The organism is Defluviimonas sp. SAOS-178_SWC, from assembly GCF_039830135.1.
Classification (GTDB): Bacteria; Pseudomonadota; Alphaproteobacteria; order Rhodobacterales; family Rhodobacteraceae; genus Albidovulum.
On the sequence record NZ_CP156081.1, the window covers coordinates 420,001 to 436,656 of the forward strand.

The 16,656-nt window shown below is 62.9% G+C and carries 17 protein-coding genes, 2 tRNA genes, 2 rRNA genes and 1 pseudogene (1 of these 22 only partly in view); 13 read left to right on the forward strand and 9 right to left on the reverse strand.

The features are described 5' to 3' along the window. The 3 genes from V5734_RS02865 to V5734_RS02875 all read left to right on the forward strand — a co-directional run. A 23S ribosomal RNA gene (locus tag V5734_RS02865) occupies positions 1 to 514 on the forward strand (it extends 2,325 nt beyond the left edge of the window). 70 nt (positions 515 to 584) lie between these two features. After that, positions 585 to 699, forward strand: a 5S ribosomal RNA gene (gene rrf / locus V5734_RS02870). A 75-nt stretch (positions 700 to 774) separates the two neighbouring features. Then, positions 775 to 851 (forward strand) — tRNA-Met (locus V5734_RS02875). Between the two features lie 339 nt (positions 852 to 1,190). Here V5734_RS02875 and V5734_RS02880 read toward each other — a convergent pair. Both V5734_RS02880 and V5734_RS02885 read right to left on the reverse strand, forming a co-directional pair. Beyond that, complete coding sequence (locus V5734_RS02880) at positions 1,191 to 1,529, reverse strand: phage terminase small subunit P27 family (protein WP_347312023.1); 339 nt, start codon at positions 1,527 to 1,529, stop codon at positions 1,191 to 1,193. A gap of 161 nt (positions 1,530 to 1,690) precedes the next feature. Beyond that, positions 1,691 to 2,047 (reverse strand): annotated as a pseudogene (locus V5734_RS02885) (transposase); the annotation flags it as partial. A gap of 145 nt (positions 2,048 to 2,192) precedes the next feature. On the opposite strand from V5734_RS02885, the gene V5734_RS02890 reads away from it, so the two are divergent. Further along, positions 2,193 to 2,282: transfer RNA gene (locus V5734_RS02890), tRNA-Ser, on the forward strand. 332 nt (positions 2,283 to 2,614) lie between these two features. On the opposite strand, the gene V5734_RS02895 is transcribed toward V5734_RS02890, so the two are convergent. The 4 genes from V5734_RS02895 to V5734_RS02910 form a co-directional block, all read right to left on the reverse strand. After that, a complete protein-coding gene (locus V5734_RS02895; protein WP_347312024.1) occupies positions 2,615 to 3,343 on the reverse strand; it encodes a M48 family metallopeptidase in 729 nt (242 codons plus the stop codon). After that, the gene (locus tag V5734_RS02900; protein WP_347312025.1) at positions 3,333 to 4,598 is read right to left on the reverse strand and encodes a recombinase family protein; all 1,266 of its coding nucleotides are present in this window, start codon (positions 4,596 to 4,598) and stop codon (positions 3,333 to 3,335) included. Before V5734_RS02900 ends, V5734_RS02895 begins: the two co-directional genes overlap by 11 nt. Continuing rightward, positions 4,598 to 5,047: a DUF2924 domain-containing protein gene (locus V5734_RS02905; protein ID WP_347312026.1), complete on the reverse strand. Its 450-nt coding sequence runs from the start codon at positions 5,045 to 5,047 to the stop codon at positions 4,598 to 4,600. Before V5734_RS02905 ends, V5734_RS02900 begins: the two co-directional genes overlap by 1 nt. A 184-nt stretch (positions 5,048 to 5,231) precedes the next feature. Further along, positions 5,232 to 5,459, reverse strand: coding sequence for a hypothetical protein (locus V5734_RS02910; RefSeq protein ID WP_347312027.1), 228 nt, complete (start codon positions 5,457 to 5,459; stop codon positions 5,232 to 5,234). Between the two features lie 175 nt (positions 5,460 to 5,634). Here V5734_RS02910 and V5734_RS02915 point away from each other — a divergent pair, with 175 nt between their 5' ends. Together V5734_RS02915 and acpP are read left to right on the forward strand one after the other, a co-directional pair. Beyond that, positions 5,635 to 6,354, forward strand: a complete 720-nt coding sequence (locus tag V5734_RS02915) for a hypothetical protein (protein ID WP_347312028.1) — start codon at positions 5,635 to 5,637, stop codon at positions 6,352 to 6,354. A 1,191-nt stretch (positions 6,355 to 7,545) separates the two neighbouring features. Continuing rightward, entirely contained in the window at positions 7,546 to 7,800 is a 255-nt protein-coding gene (gene acpP, locus V5734_RS02920; protein WP_347312029.1) for an acyl carrier protein, read from the forward strand. Positions 7,801 to 8,626: 826 nt separating this feature from the next. Here the strand turns inward: acpP and V5734_RS02925 are convergent. Together V5734_RS02925 and V5734_RS02930 are read right to left on the reverse strand one after the other, a co-directional pair. Then, on the reverse strand, positions 8,627 to 8,791 hold the full coding sequence (locus tag V5734_RS02925; RefSeq protein ID WP_347312030.1) for a hypothetical protein: 165 nt from the start codon (positions 8,789 to 8,791) through the stop codon (positions 8,627 to 8,629). A gap of 79 nt (positions 8,792 to 8,870) precedes the next feature. Continuing rightward, entirely contained in the window at positions 8,871 to 9,176 is a 306-nt protein-coding gene (locus V5734_RS02930; RefSeq protein ID WP_347312031.1) for a hypothetical protein, read from the reverse strand. A 253-nt stretch (positions 9,177 to 9,429) separates the two neighbouring features. On the opposite strand from V5734_RS02930, the gene V5734_RS02935 reads away from it, so the two are divergent. The 4 genes from V5734_RS02935 to V5734_RS02950 all read left to right on the forward strand — a co-directional run bounded on the left by V5734_RS02935 (position 9,430) and on the right by V5734_RS02950 (position 12,218). Then, positions 9,430 to 10,722: a site-specific DNA-methyltransferase gene (locus V5734_RS02935; protein ID WP_347312032.1), complete on the forward strand. Its 1,293-nt coding sequence runs from the start codon at positions 9,430 to 9,432 to the stop codon at positions 10,720 to 10,722. Continuing rightward, the gene (locus V5734_RS02940; RefSeq protein WP_347312033.1) at positions 10,719 to 10,940 is read left to right on the forward strand and encodes a hypothetical protein; all 222 of its coding nucleotides are present in this window, start codon (positions 10,719 to 10,721) and stop codon (positions 10,938 to 10,940) included. Before V5734_RS02935 ends, V5734_RS02940 begins: the two co-directional genes overlap by 4 nt. A 262-nt stretch (positions 10,941 to 11,202) precedes the next feature. After that, complete coding sequence (locus V5734_RS02945; protein ID WP_347312034.1) at positions 11,203 to 11,670, forward strand: phage terminase small subunit P27 family; 468 nt, start codon at positions 11,203 to 11,205, stop codon at positions 11,668 to 11,670. After that, positions 11,667 to 12,218: a phage terminase small subunit P27 family gene (locus V5734_RS02950; RefSeq protein WP_347312035.1), complete on the forward strand. Its 552-nt coding sequence runs from the start codon at positions 11,667 to 11,669 to the stop codon at positions 12,216 to 12,218. The genes V5734_RS02945 and V5734_RS02950 overlap by 4 nt, the downstream gene beginning before the upstream one ends. A 102-nt stretch (positions 12,219 to 12,320) precedes the next feature. Here the strand turns inward: V5734_RS02950 and V5734_RS02955 are convergent, their stop codons facing one another. Continuing rightward, on the reverse strand, positions 12,321 to 13,010 hold the full coding sequence (locus V5734_RS02955; protein WP_347312036.1) for a winged helix-turn-helix transcriptional regulator: 690 nt from the start codon (positions 13,008 to 13,010) through the stop codon (positions 12,321 to 12,323). 100 nt (positions 13,011 to 13,110) lie between these two features. Here V5734_RS02955 and V5734_RS02960 point away from each other — a divergent pair, with 100 nt between their 5' ends. The 3 genes from V5734_RS02960 (at position 13,111) to V5734_RS02970 (ending at position 16,621) form a co-directional block, all read left to right on the forward strand. Further along, a complete protein-coding gene (locus V5734_RS02960; protein ID WP_347312037.1) occupies positions 13,111 to 13,932 on the forward strand; it encodes a class I SAM-dependent methyltransferase in 822 nt (273 codons plus the stop codon). 221 nt (positions 13,933 to 14,153) lie between these two features. Continuing rightward, complete coding sequence (locus tag V5734_RS02965) at positions 14,154 to 14,840, forward strand: recombinase family protein (RefSeq protein ID WP_347312038.1); 687 nt, start codon at positions 14,154 to 14,156, stop codon at positions 14,838 to 14,840. A gap of 497 nt (positions 14,841 to 15,337) precedes the next feature. After that, entirely contained in the window at positions 15,338 to 16,621 is a 1,284-nt protein-coding gene (locus tag V5734_RS02970; protein ID WP_347312039.1) for an ABC transporter substrate-binding protein, read from the forward strand. The last annotated feature ends 35 nt before the right edge of the window (positions 16,622 to 16,656 follow it).

Sequence of the window (16,656 nt, forward strand, 5' to 3'; positions counted from 1 at the left end):
CGAAAGACGGCCATAGTGATCCGGTGGTCCCAAGTGGGAGGGCCATCGCTCAACGGATAAAAGGTACGCTGGGGATAACAGGCTGATGATGCCCAAGAGTCCATATCGACGGCATCGTTTGGCACCTCGATGTCGGCTCATCTCATCCTGGGGCTGGAGCAGGTCCCAAGGGTACGGCTGTTCGCCGTTTAAAGAGGTACGTGAGCTGGGTTTAGAACGTCGTGAGACAGTTCGGTCCCTATCTGCCGTGGGTGTAGGATACTTGAGAGGAGTTGCCCCTAGTACGAGAGGACCGGGGTGAACGTTCCACTGGTGGACCAGTTGTCGTGCCAACGGCAGTGCTGGGTAGCTATGAACGGACAGGATAACCGCTGAAGGCATCTAAGCGGGAAGCCCCCCTCAAAACAAGGTATCCCTTGAGAGCCGTGGAAGACCACCACGTCGATAGGCCGGAGATGTAAGCGCAGCAATGCGTTCAGTTGACCGGTACTAATTGCTCGATAGGCTTGATTTGATCCAGTAGAAGCCAGACTTCTCTGGTCAAAAGCGAACTTGGACGTTGATTGCCCGTGTTTCTTTCTCGGTTTGGTGGTCATAGCGCGAGCAAAACACCCGATCCCATCCCGAACTCGGCCGTTAAGTGCCGTCGCGCCGATGGTACTGCATCCTAAGATGTGGGAGAGTAGGTCACCGCCAAACCTAGCAAGAAACACGGAATGTATCTCTCGACGATGTGGCCCCATACAATTCGAGTTGTTTACGGGCCAGAATTGGCGCGGGGTGGAGCAGCCCGGTAGCTCGTCAGGCTCATAACCTGAAGGTCGCAGGTTCAAATCCTGCCCCCGCAACCATCGTTACTTGCCTATCGCCCACGCCCCTCGCGTGGGCGTTGGCATTTTTACCTACCTCGTTGCGGCACAAAGATAATATCGCACCGAGCTCGCCATGAATTTCGAGTACGTTACCCTCACTCTCGGGGTGGACGACGACCTTCTCGATCAGGCCCCGCAGGATATTTGCCGCTTCACCCCGCGCCTCGTGCCGGTTCAACGTATCCGTGAGCGCCGCGACCTTCCGGCGGTAGATGCCGGCAAGACCCGGATGCAGTGGAACCGAGTCGGGCTCAGGCTCAGCTGTGAGACGGATCGAAAGTTCCGCCCGCTGCGCCTCAAGCCCATCCATTCGCGTTTTCATGCCGGTTTGAGCGCCTCGCCGGAAAGACCGCCGCGCAGGCGGCGAACCAGCGTGCGGAGCCACGAGAGGTCGCGAGGCGCCACGTCGTCCGGCGGCAGGACGCTCGCGATCCGCGACCGCGAAGCCGGCGTGATGCCGAGCTCGGCCATGTAGCGGCCCATCAGTTCCAGCTGCTTGTTTGCGACCGAGAGCCAGGGCGACTGCTGCACGTAGCCCGAGGGCGTCTTCAGCATCACCGGCGTCTCCTTGAGCCTCTCCTCCGCCTCGGCCCAGCGACCATATGCCTGGCAATAGGCGGCAAGGGCCGCGCGGTCGACTAGCGTCACGACGCCCATGCAGTAGAGCGGCTCAACGCCGCCTGGTGTGGCTCGAAACTTGTCACACTCGGGCTTGCGTGAGGGACAGATGAGCTACGAACCCGAAAACCCCCACAAGTGGTTTAGTGCCAGAGAGGTTTCCGAGTCGGTCCGCGCAGCCGGGGTCATGCGCCCGATCAGACGGCCCCTTTGGTCGCCTGATCCCCCTTTTTCGACCGCAGGCTGGTCGCCGGGCGGTGGGCCTTGAGGTAGGTCGCGTCGATTATCACCGTCTTCGGAACGGCGGCCTCGGCGGCCAGCCCGTCCATCATCCGGGCGAAGACCCCTTTATCGCTCCACCGCTTCCAGCGGTTGTAGAGGGTCTTCGGCGGGCTATACTCATTGGGCGCGTCACGCCACCGCAAGCCGTTGCGATTGATGAAGATCATGCCGCTCAGAACCCGCCGGTCATCCACGCGCGGCTTGCCGTGGCTCTTCGGAAAGAAGGGTTCCAGACGCGCCATCTGTGCTTCCGTCAGCCAGAAAAGGTTGCTCATCGGTCAGTCTCCCGGCGGCGGCCGAATCACGACGCGAGCCGATGATCAATGGGTCCTGACCCTAGGGAAAACTATGCAGACCCGACGCGAGCCCCACACCCTTTCCCCCTTGCCCCGCCCCCTCGCTGCCATTAAACGGGCAGGTGGAGTGGTGGCCGAGTGGTCGAAGGCACACCCCTGCTAAGGGTGCAGACGGGAAACCGTCTCGAGGGTTCGAATCCCTTCCACTCCGCCACTTGCCCCCGCGAACGCGTTCTCCCGATCCGGCTGCCGCCGGATTTTTCCGTTGTTTTCGAGGGTTATGCGGTAGGGGCTGAGCACTGGTCGCTGCGCCAGGAGGCCCGGAAGCGGTCTCTCAGGGCCGATATTCTCCGGACCTTATGACTGCGCCGATTTGGTGAATAGCTTGCAAGCTTCTGAAACTGTGAGGATTTCTAGAGTCTGAGGCTGAGCACTTCGATGCCAGGGGCGTTGGGCAGACGGGACCGGGATCGAAAACGTAAAAGCCGATATCCTGCGTTCTGGGATGCATGCCAGCAGAGCGACGGTCGGACTGCGGCACAAATGCTATGTGCTCCAATCATCATGCGCCAAGGGCTCGGCGTTGAGCTCGTCACGAACGATCCGCCAATTCGGAAGCATCCGGTCCAGAAGGGCCACGAACTGCTCTGTGTGGTTGCGCTCAAAGAAGTGCGCCAGCTCATGGACGATCACATATTCAAGACACTGCGGCGGCTTTTTGATCAGTTCGAGGTTCAACCAGACTCGACGTGCTTCGATATTGCAGGTGCCCCATTTGGTCTTCATCCGCTTGATGCCCCAGTTCGGCGTTGCGATACCGTATTCCGCCGCCCAGCGCTCCATTAGGGGTCTCGCTCGCGCACGAAGCTCTCGCCGGTACCAATCGAGGAACACCCGTTCTCGAATGTCCAGATCGCTGTCATCGCGCACATGGAGATCGATTGTCTTGCTGTTGCGAACCCGAACCTGCCCTGATCTGGCCCCCTCGATCAGGTTCAGTCGATACCGTTGGCCTAGGAAGAAGTGGGTTTCCCCTGATACGTAGCGTCGCTCGGATTGGCGCGGCTGCGCCGCGAACTTGGCCTGCTGGCGCTTGATCCAGGCAAGGCGGGTGACAACAGCGAGCCGCACGGCCTCGTCACCCATCTCTAGCGGCGCTGCAACGCGGACACGTCCATGAGGCGGGTAGACACCGAGGTGCAAGTTCTTGATCGGCTTGCGAACCACCTCTACCTCGAAGCCTCCAACGGTCAGCTGGGCGGCATCAGTACTCATCCTGGTTCCACACCAGTTCAAAGATTACGTCGAGCTGCCCAGGGTCAGCGACGTGCTTCTTGATTGCGTTCCGCACCTCCTTTTCCTTGAACTTGTTGCCCCGCCACGAGTCCTTTTTGGTGAGGCGGATTTCTTCGTCGATCGCCAAAGCCAGGGCCTCGTCCCCATCGAGATTGTCGAAAAGCGCGCGCTTCGCCTTCGAATTCAGCTCGGCTGGATACGAGGCGGTCGTTTCGGCGCCCTGGGCCTTTTTCGTAAGCTCGACTATCTGAGCGAGATACTCCTGATAACTCAGCGCCTCGCGCTTGCGCTGCTCGATTAGGGCGTCCAGCAGTTCGGACATCTTCTCATAGTACTTCGGATTAATCGGCGTCTCGTCGATGATCAGCTTCCGGACGTTGTTCTCGATCGTCTCCGCCACGGCTTCTTTGCTCTGACGAATGCCCTGGGGCAAGGCGTTGACCGCATCCGCCCCCCTCTCAACGATAAGCTGGATCAGCGAAACATCGTCAAAGGCCGAGATCACTTCGCTTTCTTCGGCGCGGATATAGGCGCGGTTGTTCAGCATCCTGTAGAGGTACTTCTTGTCGATCCGGTTGCCCATTGGCGTGCGGATGCCGCGTCGGTCCACCTCGCGCGCCAGTTCCGTAGCCGAGCCGATCTCGAGGAAGCCGGCGAAGATCCAGCGGACGTGCCCGGCGCGCTCGTCGTCGATCACCAGCTTGCGGTTCTCAACCCGGTAGCCGTAGGGCGGCACTCCCCCCATCCAGATGCCCTTCCTGCGGCTGGCGGCGATCTTGTCGCGGATGCGCTCGGCGGTGACCTCGCGCTCGAACTGGGCGAAGGATAGGAGAATGTTCAGCGTCAGGCGCCCCATCGACGTGGTGGTGTTGAAGGACTGCGTGACTGAGACGAAGGTCACGCCGTTGCGGTCGAACACCTCGACCAGCTTGGCGAAGTCGGCCAGCGAACGGCTGAGGCGGTCGATCTTGTAGACCACGACAACGTCGACCAGCCCGTCCTCGATGTCGGTCATCAGCCTCTGCAGGCCGGGGCGATCGAGCGTGCCGCCCGAGATGCCGCCGTCGTCGTACTGATCGCGGACCAGCACCCAGCCCTCGGAGCGCTGGCTGGCGATGTAGGCCTCGCAGGCCTCGCGCTGGGCGTGGAGCGAGTTGAACTCCTGCTCCAGCCCTTCCTCGGAAGACTTCCGGGTGTAGACGGCGCAGCGGCGTTTGAGCTTGATGTCCGCCATCAGCGTCCTCCCTGTCGTTTCAGACCGAAGAACACCCAGCCGTTCCAGCGCGTGCCGGTGATGGCCCGGGCGATCGCCGAGAGCGACCTGTAGGGCCGGCCCTGCCATTCGAAGCCATCCGTGGTGACGGTGACGGCGTGCTCGACGCCTTGCCATTCACGCAGCAGCCGGGTGCCGGTGATGGGCATCGTATCAGCGCGCATCCGGCTCTTCCTGCGGTCGCCGCCGTCCAACTCTTCACCGAGTCGTTCCAGCCGGCGGATCGTCTCGGGCTTCAACCCGCCATAGGCAAGCTCCTGGATACGGTAGGCGAGGCGGCTCTCGAGGTAGCGCCGGTTGAACGGTGGTGGCTCGCTGTCAAAGAGCTCACGCCACTGTGCCTTCAGCTCTGTCGTCGGCATGGTCTTGAGCGCGGCCAAACGCGCGGGGATCGGATCATGGGTGGTCATGCGGGTCTCCTATCGGGAGTTGCATGACCGCTCTGGTCGGGGGCGTAGTGAAGCGAACTTTCTCCGGTTCGGGCGGATAGTTCGCTTGACTGTCGGGCGCGGAGCCGAACCAGCCCGAGGGCGAGGATCCGACACAGTTCCGACCGGCGTTCCATCGGCGACATCAGGCGGGTGGGATAGGGGTTCACGCGTCGTCCCCGCCACGTCGCATACGGGACTCGAAGGCGAGGACGTCGTTGACGCGGTAGTGGATACCCGCACCGATGACCAGGTGTGCGGGCCCGTAACCCGATACCCGCCACCTCTGGAGTGTGCGGACCGATCTGTTCCAGCGCTTGGCGAGATCGCCCTGGCCAATCAATGACCATGTCTCGTGGACCATTGCGAACTTGTCGCGCGTGTTGTCTGTCATGGCTGGTCTCATCGCTCGATGTTCTACTCCCCTGGAGTTTGACACCGATCTTCGCAGCCGCCAAAATCGGCCAGTGTTGGCCCGATTTATTCGCGTGCAGTTTCACGCTTTGCATTGATATGAAATGTTAATTATTGAAATCCGGCCACGACCAAGCGCCAGGTGGGCATGAGAAATGACCAGATCCAGGAAGCCATGGGAGTTTGGGCGGGAGCACGAGGACTGGCCAGAAAGCTACGACACCCGCCCTGAATGGGAAAAACTCGACCCGAAGGACGGTATGCCCATGTGGGAGGGCCTCTATCACTTTGTGGACCGTGACAAGGCGGTGCAGCTCTTCGAACTCGACCAGGACGGCTATGGCGACGAAACAAACATCGATCCTTCGTGGTGGCCGGATGAACGCAAGGAGTTCGATGCGAAAGCGTTCCGCCATCGGCTGCTATTGATTGAACTCAAGGGTCGCCTCTGGGGTAAACTGCAACGCGGTGACGTCGTTGCCTACGGGTACTCGAGCCAATCTCCACTCGATGCGCCACGCCGACCAATACGGGCAGACCGCTGGAAGGAGTTTGAGTTCGATGTACGGCGATCCAGCGCCAGCGGGCCGGGTCTCGAGGTTACACAGATATTGATCAAGACGACGTTCGAAACTCCCGAAGTGGAGACAAGTCCGAAGACCGCATATTCCGCCGCCGACCTGCGGCGTTGGTACATGAGGCGATTAGAGGAATGCGCGCGCGACGGGCGGAGACCATCCCGCGAGGACGATCACCAAGATGCGAATTCGGCGATGAAGGCGCATGTCTCGAAGCGTGTCGTAGAGGATCTCCGACGTGAACTGGCGCCGGAAAGCTGGAAGCGCCGCGGCCGTCGCAGGCAAGGGTCGTCCTGAGACTTCAGGACAGGCCGGGGAGGCCGGTTTGGCCCGACATCGGTCTGTGGCGTGGAAGTGGGGATCGGGCCTTGCTTGGAGCATCGCCGAAAGGTGTCCTCGGGCATAGCGCGGCAATCGCTCCAGCTTTTGGTCGCCAACGAGCAGGCGAAACCCACCGGCCACGAATTGGCCGCACTTGGCATCACGCCGGCCGAGTATTCACTAATCCGGGCCCGTGCGACGGTTTAGGAAGGGGTAGCGTGTCACTGTACATCTACCCCGCCCCGAGACGGTACGATGCATCGTATCGACAGCGATCTGCTGACACCTGATGAAGGTGAGGACGGTGGCCCCTCGGGGTCGTGTAAGTTCCCAAGGCGGCACGAATCATCTGCCACACGGATTCGTGTGGACCGGCACGACCATGGGCATGTCGCCTCCTGTCGCTCGTTGGCGGGGTTTGTCTTAAAATGTCATTCTATCAATTGCTTAGATGATATTTTATCCTTGCTTGGATCGCTTCGCACGGGAGGAACACTTTCGAAGGCGCGACGATCCGGGATCGGCGGAGGGTTGTAAGACCGTGGCGTCGCGTTCAGACAGGGCCTGCCACGGGGCGGGGACAGAGGCCCAAGCGCAGTCCGAAAGGCCGAAGCGCGTCCCCCGGCACCAGACCCGGTGTCGAACGTAGCGGCCAACCTCGAGGCGAGGGTCAGATCGACCTCGAGGGCCCAAAGCGACGGGGCGGCTCCGACCGACACGGACAGCGGAGGGCACAGGGGACCAACCTTGGCGATCGCCGGGGCTGGTCGTCCTATGCCCTTGCTCCAGGACTCACCAACCGACACTGGGCAGTATTTAGTAGCGAGAGAACTCGAACGCGCCGTCCTTCGATCGGGAGTGAGCCTTCGCCTGCAAGCTGGCGCTCGGGTTCACGGTGCATCAGGATCAGGACGACGAGGACCGGACCTTCTCGCGCATCGTCGCCTGAAAGGTGCGCGACAGTCAGCTCTACGGGATCGAGAAAGGACAGATCAGGTTGACGTTCGATCGGGACCGGATGCGGTACAGCGCGATGGGCACGGAGTTGTAAGGCCGCCCGACAAGACCTGCCGATATGAACCTCCGTGCAATTCGGTCTTCGTCTCGCGCAGAACATGGTGTTACGCTCCGGACGCTGCATGACACGGATAAACCAGGACCTGCACCATGCCCGATACGGAAGACCAGCTTCGCACACTCACCGTCCGGATACTCGAGGTTGATCCAGCGCGCATCACGGCCACCACTCGGTTCGTCGAGGACCTGGGCGCTGGAAGTCTCGACACCGTCGAGCTCCTGATGGCATTCGAGCAGGAGTTCGACATCGAGATTCCCGATGACGTGGTCGAGACCCTCCGGACCTTCGAGGCCGCCGTCAACTACGTGCGGGCGAACAGATACCTGTCGGGCTCCGCCGCCTGAGAAGAGTCGCCAATGCCAGTATGAAGCCTGTCGGCTCAGCCTCTTCCTGGGCGGTGCCCGTCGATGCTCCTTGCCTGGTCGCTGCCGTGTGCCCTGTCCGCCATGCGTACCAATAGGCTGTGCGCACCGTGGCCCGACGTCTTTTCCGGATGCCACCGTGCGCCAGACCGATTCCCAATCGTTGGAGTATGTTTCGAATCCCGACATCCGCCTGTCGCTGGCAGGGCGCAAAACGGTCAGCACTTTGTCGGATTTGGCAGCGTAAGGGAACAATCGACACGGCGGATCGGGATCGTTGCGGCATTCCACCCACGGCATGTCCAACAAGACAAGTTCTCCCTCAGCGTGTGATCTGCGATCATGCTCCCCAAGTGATTACAGCCTGTTACCTGTTTCGAGTGAGCGAGTTGATGAGTACGAGATTTCGGGTTGGGTGGGTCCCGCCGGAGCGCAAGGTTCCGGCGGGATCGTTTTTTCGGGAGCTGCCATCCCGAGTTCCGGATGTGACGCCAGGGGTGGCCGGGCTCCTCGGCGCCGTCGTGGCCTCGGTGGCCATGGCTCTCGGCATTCTCTGAGCTTCGGTCGAAGCTGCCGGCGCATCATGCCGATCATGATCGAGATCAGATCACTTTTCTTCCGAAGCTGTTCTAATGCATCCAGTCTGACAGCGTGATCGGCATCGCCGGCCGGACGACGGGAGGATGCGATGAAGATCATGACAACGAGGGCTCTGGCGCCCGCTGTCGCGGTGCTGCCGGTGTCGAGCGCCGCGAGGCGACGGCGTCAACAGGAAGGCCAGCCTGGGCGCCTCCGATTGCGGTGCATGTCACCGATAGAGACCTGCTTTCTTATCTCGCTCCTTGTCCTTCTCCCTCACCAGGCGCCTGAGCGTGTGCTCAAAGTTCTCGGCCCATTCCGGCACCTTGACGTCCCGTTCAGACACCTGCTCGTCGGGCCCCGGTGTTTCCGTCGACTGAGTATGGTTCTGCATCTCCGAACAACCTTTCGATCAAGTTGCAGGCATTGAGAGCGAAGTTGGCCGAAACGGATTCAGCGCTCTGCGTTCGGCGTCAGGCGCCCAGCAGAAAGATCCGTGTAGAGACCCGATCCGGCTGCCGCTCATGTCCGAGCCGTCGGCGGGCGTTCTTCAGCTTCTCGCGCGCGAGCAACATTCGTTGGAGGGCGCGTTCCCGTTTCTCGTAAAGCTGCCGCATTCTGGAATGAGGTTCTCCGACCAGCATGGCGCCGGATCGCCGGTCGGCGGGGAACCAACTCTGCGCCTCCTTGATCGCGATCGTCCAGTTGCGATCGGCATCGAGATAGAGCCGGTAGGATTTGACGAGGACCCGGCGCTGCACATCTAGATCGGGGTGCATGACACCTCCTTCTTCTCGGACTCGCGCCGACAAATCGTAGCAGATCACGCACGCGACTCAAGAACCGGGCCGGGGGGCAGCCCGATGTAGATCGTCTGCGAGGCCGCGCGCGCATCCGATCGGGCCATTGGCGCCGCAATTGTCGCCCGCTGTCGCCTCGTGTCACTTATTGTCAATCTATTCAATGACTTGACCTAGCGTTATACTGTTCCCAAAGGCAGGCGCCCCGCAAGGACGGGGGATCGGGGGCAGGATGGCGGCACAGGCAGCGAGATCGAGGGACGGGCATGATCGGGGCGGGGCGCTCGCGGTCGACTATCGCCCTGTTGGCGATCTCATCCCCTACGCCCGCAACGCCCGGACCCATTCCGAGGCGCAGGTGGCGCTGATCGCCGGCTCGATCCGGGAATACGGATTCACCAACCCTGTTCTAGTCGACGGCGCGAACGGCATCATCGCCGGGCATGGACGGGTGATGGCGGCGCGGCAGCTCGGGATCTCTGCGGTACCGGTGATCGAGCTGGCCCATCTCAGCGAGGCGCAGCGGCGGGCCTACATCCTCGCCGACAACCGGCTTGCGGAACAGGCGGGCTGGGACAGGGACCTGCTGGCCCTCGAACTCGGCGATCTGCGCGACCTCGGCGTCGACCTGATGGAGCTCGGCTTCGAGGCCGGCGAGATCGACGCGCTCTTTCGGTCGGCAGAGGTCGATCCGCGCGAGGACGTGGTTCCGGAGGTCCCCGAGGCGCCGGTCAGCCGTCCCGGCGATCTCTGGGTGCTGGGCAGCCACCGCCTGCTCTGCGGCGACGCGACAAGTGGAGAGGCGGTCGCCCGGCTCCTGAACGGTGTCATCCCACATCTCATGGTCACCGATCCTCCGTACGGGGTGGCGTACGACCCGGCCTGGAGGAATGAAGCGGGTCTCTCGGAGACGAAGCGCACGGGCAAGGTCCTGAACGACGACCGGGCGGACTGGCGCGACGCCTGGGCGCTCTTTCAGGGTGACGTGGCCTATGTCTGGCACGGGGCGCTGCACGCAGGCACCGTGGCCGAGAGCCTTGTGGCCTCGGGCTTCGCGATCCGCAGCCAGATCATCTGGGCGAAGGAACGGCTGGTGCTGAGCCGCGGCGATTATCACTGGCAGCACGAACCCTGCTGGTACGCGGTGCGCACGAAGGCGAAGGGACACTGGGCGGGGGATCGCAAGCAGACGACGCTCTGGCAGATCGCCAGCCGGGACCAGGACGCGGCGACGGTGCACGGCACCCAGAAGCCGGTCGACTGTATGCGCCGGCCGATCCTCAACAACTCGAGCCCCGGCCAGGCGATCTACGAGCCCTTCTCGGGATCGGGAACGACCCTGATCGCGGCCGAGACCACGGGACGCGCCTGCCATGCGATGGAACTCGACCCGGCCTATGTCGACGTCGCTGTCAGCCGCTGGCAGGCGTTCACGGGCCGGGAAGCCACGCTGGACAACGATGGACGCGGATTTGCAGAGATCGCGGCCGAGCGTGCGGCAGTGGGCGGGGAGGAACGGTCATGACCTGGGTGCGCCTCATGTATCTGGCAATCGTCGGCGTGAACGTCATCGCGGGCACGATCGTCCTGATCATCGCGCAGCTCGTGACCTTCCCGGCCCTGGGGCTTGCCTGGGCACCGGTCCACGCGTTCCAGGCGGCGGGGCTGCTGACGCTGTCCGCTCTCGCGCGCGGGACCCTCGCGTGGCTCGTCAGGCGGATCGACGAAGGGAGGTCGGCATGAGGTGCGGCCGGATGTGGAACGGGGACCCCCGGGGGGGAGGGTCAATCCCTGGGGCCTTGGGGGTCGGGACCGCCGGGGGAGCCTGGCTACCACAGCCGCGAAATTGCCGACCGGGTATCCCCTGCCGAAATGCGCCGGAAAGCCCGCATTTGCGGGGGGATGGGGTTGTTGAGCCCATGGTTCAATTCGGTGAACAGTCGACAAAGTCGGGGGTGGTTCGCGGGCGGATTCCCTTCCGCCGCCCACCCGGGAGGCCTTTGAGATGAGAGGCCGCAAACCGAAGCCCACGGCGCTGAAGCTGATCGACGGCAATCCCGGCAAGCGCGCCATCACGGGCCGCGAGCCGAAGCCGCCCCGGACGCAGCCGACCTGCCCCGCGCATCTCTCGGCCACGGCGAAGACCGAGTGGAAGCGGCTGGCTTGTGTCCTGAACGAGATCGGACTTCTGACCCAGATCGACCGGACGGTTCTTGCCGCCTATTGCCAGGCCTACGGTCGATGGGTCGAGGCCGAACGCAAGCTCGCCGAGACCCCGCCGCTCCTGAAGACCCCGGCGGGGTACGTGCAGGTCTCGCCCTGGATCACCATCTCCAACAAGCAGGTCGAGCTGATGACCCGGCTGATGGCGGAACTGGGCTTGTCGCCATCCTCGCGGTCGCGGCTCGCCGTCCAGATCCCGAACGGTCCGAAACCGTGGGAGTACGATCCCGAGAGCAGGAGGAGGGGGTGACGACCCGGGGGCGCAAGCCGAAACCTACTGCCGTGCGTCGGCTCAACGGCAATCCCGGCAAGCGGGGTTACAACCATCTCGAGCCGGTGCCGCCAGAGGGACTGCCCGACTGTCCGCCACATCTGTCGGAGCTGGCACGGGCGGAGTGGGACCGCATCGCGGAACCGCTCCACGGCATGGGCGTCGTGACGCTGGTCGACCGCGCGGCCCTTGCCGCCGATTGCCAGGCATACGGTCGCTGGGCCGAGGCGGAGGAGAAGCGCAAGGAAACGCCGGTGATGCTGAAGACGCCCTCGGGCTACGTCCAGCAGTCGCCCTGGCTCTCGGTCGCCAACAAGCAGCTGGAACTGATGGGCCGCTACATGGCCGAGCTCGGCATCACGCCGGCTTCGCGCTCGCGCGTCGCGGCCTACATCGCCGCGCAGGAGAACAAGCCCTTCGAGTTCCGCCTCCTGTTCCAGTCTTCCGATGGTTCCGTCCACGACCAGGACGGCAATCTCGTCGAGGCCGGCGATCCCAAGCCGGTGATCCACCGCGGCATAATGTGAGGCGCCTTGAGCCGCGGAGCGATTGGTTTGATTGGGCGCCGAAACATCTGGGCCGCTCTGTTGAGAGGAAGGTCAGCTGTGATCCCGTAGCGCTCGCGCCGATCAGATACCCGCACGCTCGGACGGCACTCGCGCAAGAGGGCTGAGATTGAGCCATTCGACGAACCTGCGCGTCGCCCAGGCGTCTCCGAGCACCTCAAGCCGACCAGTGTCGAGTGCCGTCGTCGAGGACAGGTCGCCACGGATGATGTAGATCGCGTCCGGAAGAGTGCAGGCGAGGTAGATGTTCACATCGCCACCCGGATCGTTCAGACAGAGTTCACAACGCCCCTTCTGGTTCAGAAACCACCATAGCCGCTTCATCTCGGTCTGATCGGTTAGTTCGAGCCGGATCAGGCACCGTTTGTTGCCAAAGGCGTTCGGGTTGGCCGAGCTCTCGAGGCTCCAGACCAGCAAACCAAGATCGATCTCATGATCCATCAACTCGCGCCGTGTCCAACGCTGCCCCCAGAAACCCAGCGCCTCTACCAGCGGAACCAGTTCGTATCCTGCCGCGGTCAGGATGTAGCCGGGGCGCTTTCTGCCTTTGTCGTGACGCGAGACGACTCCTTCGGCCACGAGCCACTTCAGGCGCGCGGAAAGAAGCGACGGCGACATCAGCGGAACGCCCCTACGCAATTCGGAGAACCGGCGCGGCCCTGAAGCCAGGTCTCGAATGATCAGGGCGTTCCAACGCTCACAGAATATTTCCGCGGCCTTTGCGACAGGACAGAACTGACCGTAGGATTTCACCCTGCGCGCCTTTCGGTTCGCTACAGATTTCGAACTATATCTCAAAGCGCCATTTGCGTCACGCTGAGCCCCTCCGCAAAACCAGCCGAGGAGTAAGGCTATGACAACGAATGCCGCGACCGCAGGACAGGTCTCCAAACCTGCCGCACAAATCTATGATGAATTCTTCGTCCCGGCCCTCTTCGGACGGTGGGCCGCGCCGCTGTGCGAAGCCGCTCAGATCGGTCCAGGACAGGAGGTGCTGGACATCGCCTGCGGAACCGGCGCCACGACCAGGGCGGCCGCAAGTCGTGTTGGTCCAGAAGGCCGCGTCGTTGGTCTCGACCGCAACCGGGGAATGCTCGATGTCGCACAGTCCCGTGCGCCCACTGTGAAGTGGATCGAGGCAGTCGCCGAAGCGCTACCGTTCGCCGACGGCGTGTTCGATGCGGTTCTCTGCCAGTTCGGCTTGATGTTCTTCGACGACAGGACAAAGGCTCTGAACGAGATGGCGCGCGTGGTCCGACCCGGTGGCCGGATTGCGTTGTCCGTATGGGATGATGTCGCGCGTTCGCCTGGATACGCTGGCATGATCGCGCTGATCCAGGACATGTTCGGCGATGAAGCCGCCGAAGCGCTGAGGGCACCATTCATTCTGGGTGACAAGCGTGTGCTGCTGCGCATCCTGGAGGATGCAGGATGGGTCGGCACAAATCTAACGACCGCAACCGGAACAGCCCGTTTCGCATCGATCCGCGACTGGGTGCGGATGGATGTGCGCGGATGGACCCTCGGCGACTTTATCGACGATGACGGGTTTGAAGCACTGGTTACAGCGGCGGAAGAGTGTTTGGGTGAGTATGCCGCGAGCGACGGCACAGTCGAGTTCCCCGCCCCGGCGCATATCGCCGTTTGGAAGCGCAAGCCTGAGGTGACCGGGTGACGCCTTGCGCAGAATGGGCTTCTCAATAGTTTGCGCCATAGTCGGTTTTGCCCGTTCGGCGGATCTTTGGGGTAGTCATGCGCGAGAGGCCGGCCTCCGACGTGCACTGGCCTCGCGCATCCCTCGGGACCGCTCCGTGCAGCAGATACCGCTACGAGACCTTGCGAACCTACGGTACACACCTGCGCAACGAACGTTAGGCAGTTTTGTACACCCCGCCCATGTTGGCCACAGCGCCCCGGTTCATCGCCTACGAGCGGGTCTCCACCGCCAGGCAGAGGCAATCGGGACTGGGGCTCGAGGCGCAGCGGAAGACGATCGACGACTTTGCGGTTTCCCGTTCAGCCGAGGTCCTGGCCCGCTTCACCGAGGTCGAGAGCGGCCGCAACCCCGACAGGCCGGAACTTGGCAAGGCTATCCAGTTGGCACGGCTCACAGGGGCCACACTCGTCATCGCCAAGCTCGACCGGCTGTCGCGCAACGCGGCCTTCCTGCTCACCCTTCGGGACTCCGGCGTGAGGTTCATCGCCTGCGACATGCCCGAGGCCAACGACCTGACCGTCGGAATCATGGCGCTCGTCGCCCAGCAGGAGCGCGAGGCAATCTCGCGGCGGACGAAGGAGGCGCTGGCGGTGGCCAAGGCTCGTGGCGTCAAGCTCGGCAACCCGAACGGGGCCTCGGCGCTGAGGCGGGCCGGTAAGGGCGGGGCACCTCTTCGTGCGGCAGTCGCTCGAAACGCCGATCAACACGCCCGCGATCTGGCGCCCATCCTCGACGACCTCGCTAGGCACGGCATCACCAGCCTTCGAGGGATCGCGACCGAACTCAATGCCCGCGGTATGCGCACCCGGCGGGGCGGGCCGTGGCATGTGTCGAACGTGCGGAACCTGTTGAGGCGGTTGGGATAGGGGCGCCGAAGGAAGGCGCGCCGGATGGATGTGTCCGGTAGGACGCGGGGCGCGGCGACATCGTCGAACCACCTGAAGGACTTCACATGTGCAACCCGATTAGAGAAGACCGGTTCGAATCCGTCTGACACCACCTCAGGACCAGCGGTCAGACGCACCGCGCACAAAGGCCGGACAAATACCGCAACCTGCTCCGATCGACATCGCTCAAGAAAACCTTTTTAAAACAATAGCCGTCTACAAATTACACCGTCTGACCTGGCGTCGAAACCGCGGGGGCGCGCTCTTCGGCCGGGCGTCAGGCTCTACCCGAATGGGGGAGCAAATACGGGGAAATGACAGACGCGGTCGGTCCCATAAAGTCAACTGGGTAGACAATATCGACCCGCGCCGGGGCGCGGCCGGATTGGTCGCTGGGAATCCCATCGGAGACTTGCCTCCGCAAATACAACGAACGCGCGGGGCGCGGCCCGCGGATCGACAACAAGGAGACCATCATGTTTCGAAGCGGGACTAGCCGACTGAGGACGACGACGCTGATCTGTGCAGGCCTGGCGGGATTGGGTGCCGGAGCCGCTCAGGCGGCCACCGATGAGGAGATCGTGATATGCGCGATCGACGACACCACCGGCAACCTGGCGGCCATGTCGACCCCCAAGACCTGGGGCTACGCGCTTGCGGTCGAGGAGATCAACGCGGAAGGCGGGATCATGGTCGACGGCGCCGAGAAGACTCTCAGGCTGGCGCAGTATGACGGCCAGTCCGATGTCGGCCGCTACGGCCAGCTGACCCAGCAATGCATCTACGAGGATGAGGCCGACGTGGTGATGGCCGGCTATACCGGCGCCGAGCGCGAGGCGGCGCGGGTCGAGGCGGTCCGCAACGAGACAATATTCTGGCACAACAATCAGGGGGAAGGCGGCATCGCTGACCGCTATTCGTTCTTCTCCGGGCCGACACCCGAGCAGCAGGTGCTTCCGGCGCTCGAATGGATGATCGGCGAGTTCGGGCCGCGCATGACCTTCATCGGCGCTGACTATAATTTCTGCCGCGCCATCGGCGCCTGGGTGCGGACCGCCGCCGGGCTGTACGGCGGCGATCTGGTGCTGGAGGAATACTTCCCGTTTGACGTCAACCAATGGCAGCAGACCATCGGCGATATTCAGGGCGTTGATCCCGATTTCCAGGTGCATTGCCTGGTCGGTGGCGACCATGTGCAGTTCTATCCGCAGGCAGATGCGGCGGGGCTGAAGACGCCGGTCTGGTCCAACGTGACGATCTCGGATGGCTACGAACACAAGATCTTTCCGCCGCCGCAACTCGAGAACATGCATGTGCCGCCGGGCTATATTGAGGACGTTCCAGGCGAGGCCAGCGAGAGCTTCGTGCAGAAGATCCGCGAACGTCATCCGGACGCGCCCTATGTCAACGAACATGCCGCCTTCGGCTATGTCGCGGTGAAGGCGATGGCCAAGGCCTGGGCGGCGGCCGGCACCACTGAGACCGAGGCGGTGATCGACGCGCTGGAAGCCGGGGTGACCGTCGAGGACGCGCCCGGCGGGTTCTGGAGCCTCGCCGGCGACCAGCACCATGCCGCGATGCCTACCTATCTTTTCCGGGTCGAGGCCGACCATTCGCTTGCTCTCATCAAGGAACTTGGGGTGACCGAGCCGACCTTCCTCAAGGACATCGGCGTCGATGTCCGAGAGCTCGGGTCGGGCGAGGGCGAGACCTACCTGCCGACCGACAACCCGGCCTGGGCCAAGTTCTTCAGCCAGTAGGGCGCCGGCGGGCGCTGGCTTCGGCCGGCGCCCGC

Excerpts from the sequence above, each read along its gene's own strand:
- V5734_RS02940 (WP_347312033.1), top strand. The coding sequence starts at position 10,719 with ATGACCTGGGTGCGCCTCATGTATCTGGCAATCGTCGGCGTGAACGTC.
- V5734_RS02965 (WP_347312038.1), top strand. The coding sequence starts at position 14,154 with ATGTTGGCCACAGCGCCCCGGTTCATCGCCTACGAGCGGGTCTCCACC.
- V5734_RS02960 (WP_347312037.1), top strand. The coding sequence starts at position 13,111 with ATGACAACGAATGCCGCGACCGCAGGACAGGTCTCCAAACCTGCCGCA.
- V5734_RS02915 (WP_347312028.1), top strand. The coding sequence starts at position 5,635 with ATGACCAGATCCAGGAAGCCATGGGAGTTTGGGCGGGAGCACGAGGAC.
- V5734_RS02935 (WP_347312032.1), top strand. The coding sequence starts at position 9,430 with ATGGCGGCACAGGCAGCGAGATCGAGGGACGGGCATGATCGGGGCGGG.
- V5734_RS02905 (WP_347312026.1), bottom strand. The coding sequence starts at position 5,047 with ATGACCACCCATGATCCGATCCCCGCGCGTTTGGCCGCGCTCAAGACC.
- V5734_RS02970 (WP_347312039.1), top strand. The coding sequence starts at position 15,338 with ATGTTTCGAAGCGGGACTAGCCGACTGAGGACGACGACGCTGATCTGT.
- V5734_RS02895 (WP_347312024.1), bottom strand. The coding sequence starts at position 3,343 with ATGAGTACTGATGCCGCCCAGCTGACCGTTGGAGGCTTCGAGGTAGAG.
- V5734_RS02930 (WP_347312031.1), bottom strand. The coding sequence starts at position 9,176 with ATGCACCCCGATCTAGATGTGCAGCGCCGGGTCCTCGTCAAATCCTAC.
- V5734_RS02945 (WP_347312034.1), top strand. The coding sequence starts at position 11,203 with ATGAGAGGCCGCAAACCGAAGCCCACGGCGCTGAAGCTGATCGACGGC.
- V5734_RS02900 (WP_347312025.1), bottom strand. The coding sequence starts at position 4,598 with ATGGCGGACATCAAGCTCAAACGCCGCTGCGCCGTCTACACCCGGAAG.
- V5734_RS02910 (WP_347312027.1), bottom strand. The coding sequence starts at position 5,459 with ATGACAGACAACACGCGCGACAAGTTCGCAATGGTCCACGAGACATGG.
- V5734_RS02925 (WP_347312030.1), bottom strand. The coding sequence starts at position 8,791 with ATGCAGAACCATACTCAGTCGACGGAAACACCGGGGCCCGACGAGCAG.
- V5734_RS02880 (WP_347312023.1), bottom strand. The coding sequence starts at position 1,529 with ATGGGCGTCGTGACGCTAGTCGACCGCGCGGCCCTTGCCGCCTATTGC.
- acpP (WP_347312029.1), top strand. The coding sequence starts at position 7,546 with ATGCCCGATACGGAAGACCAGCTTCGCACACTCACCGTCCGGATACTC.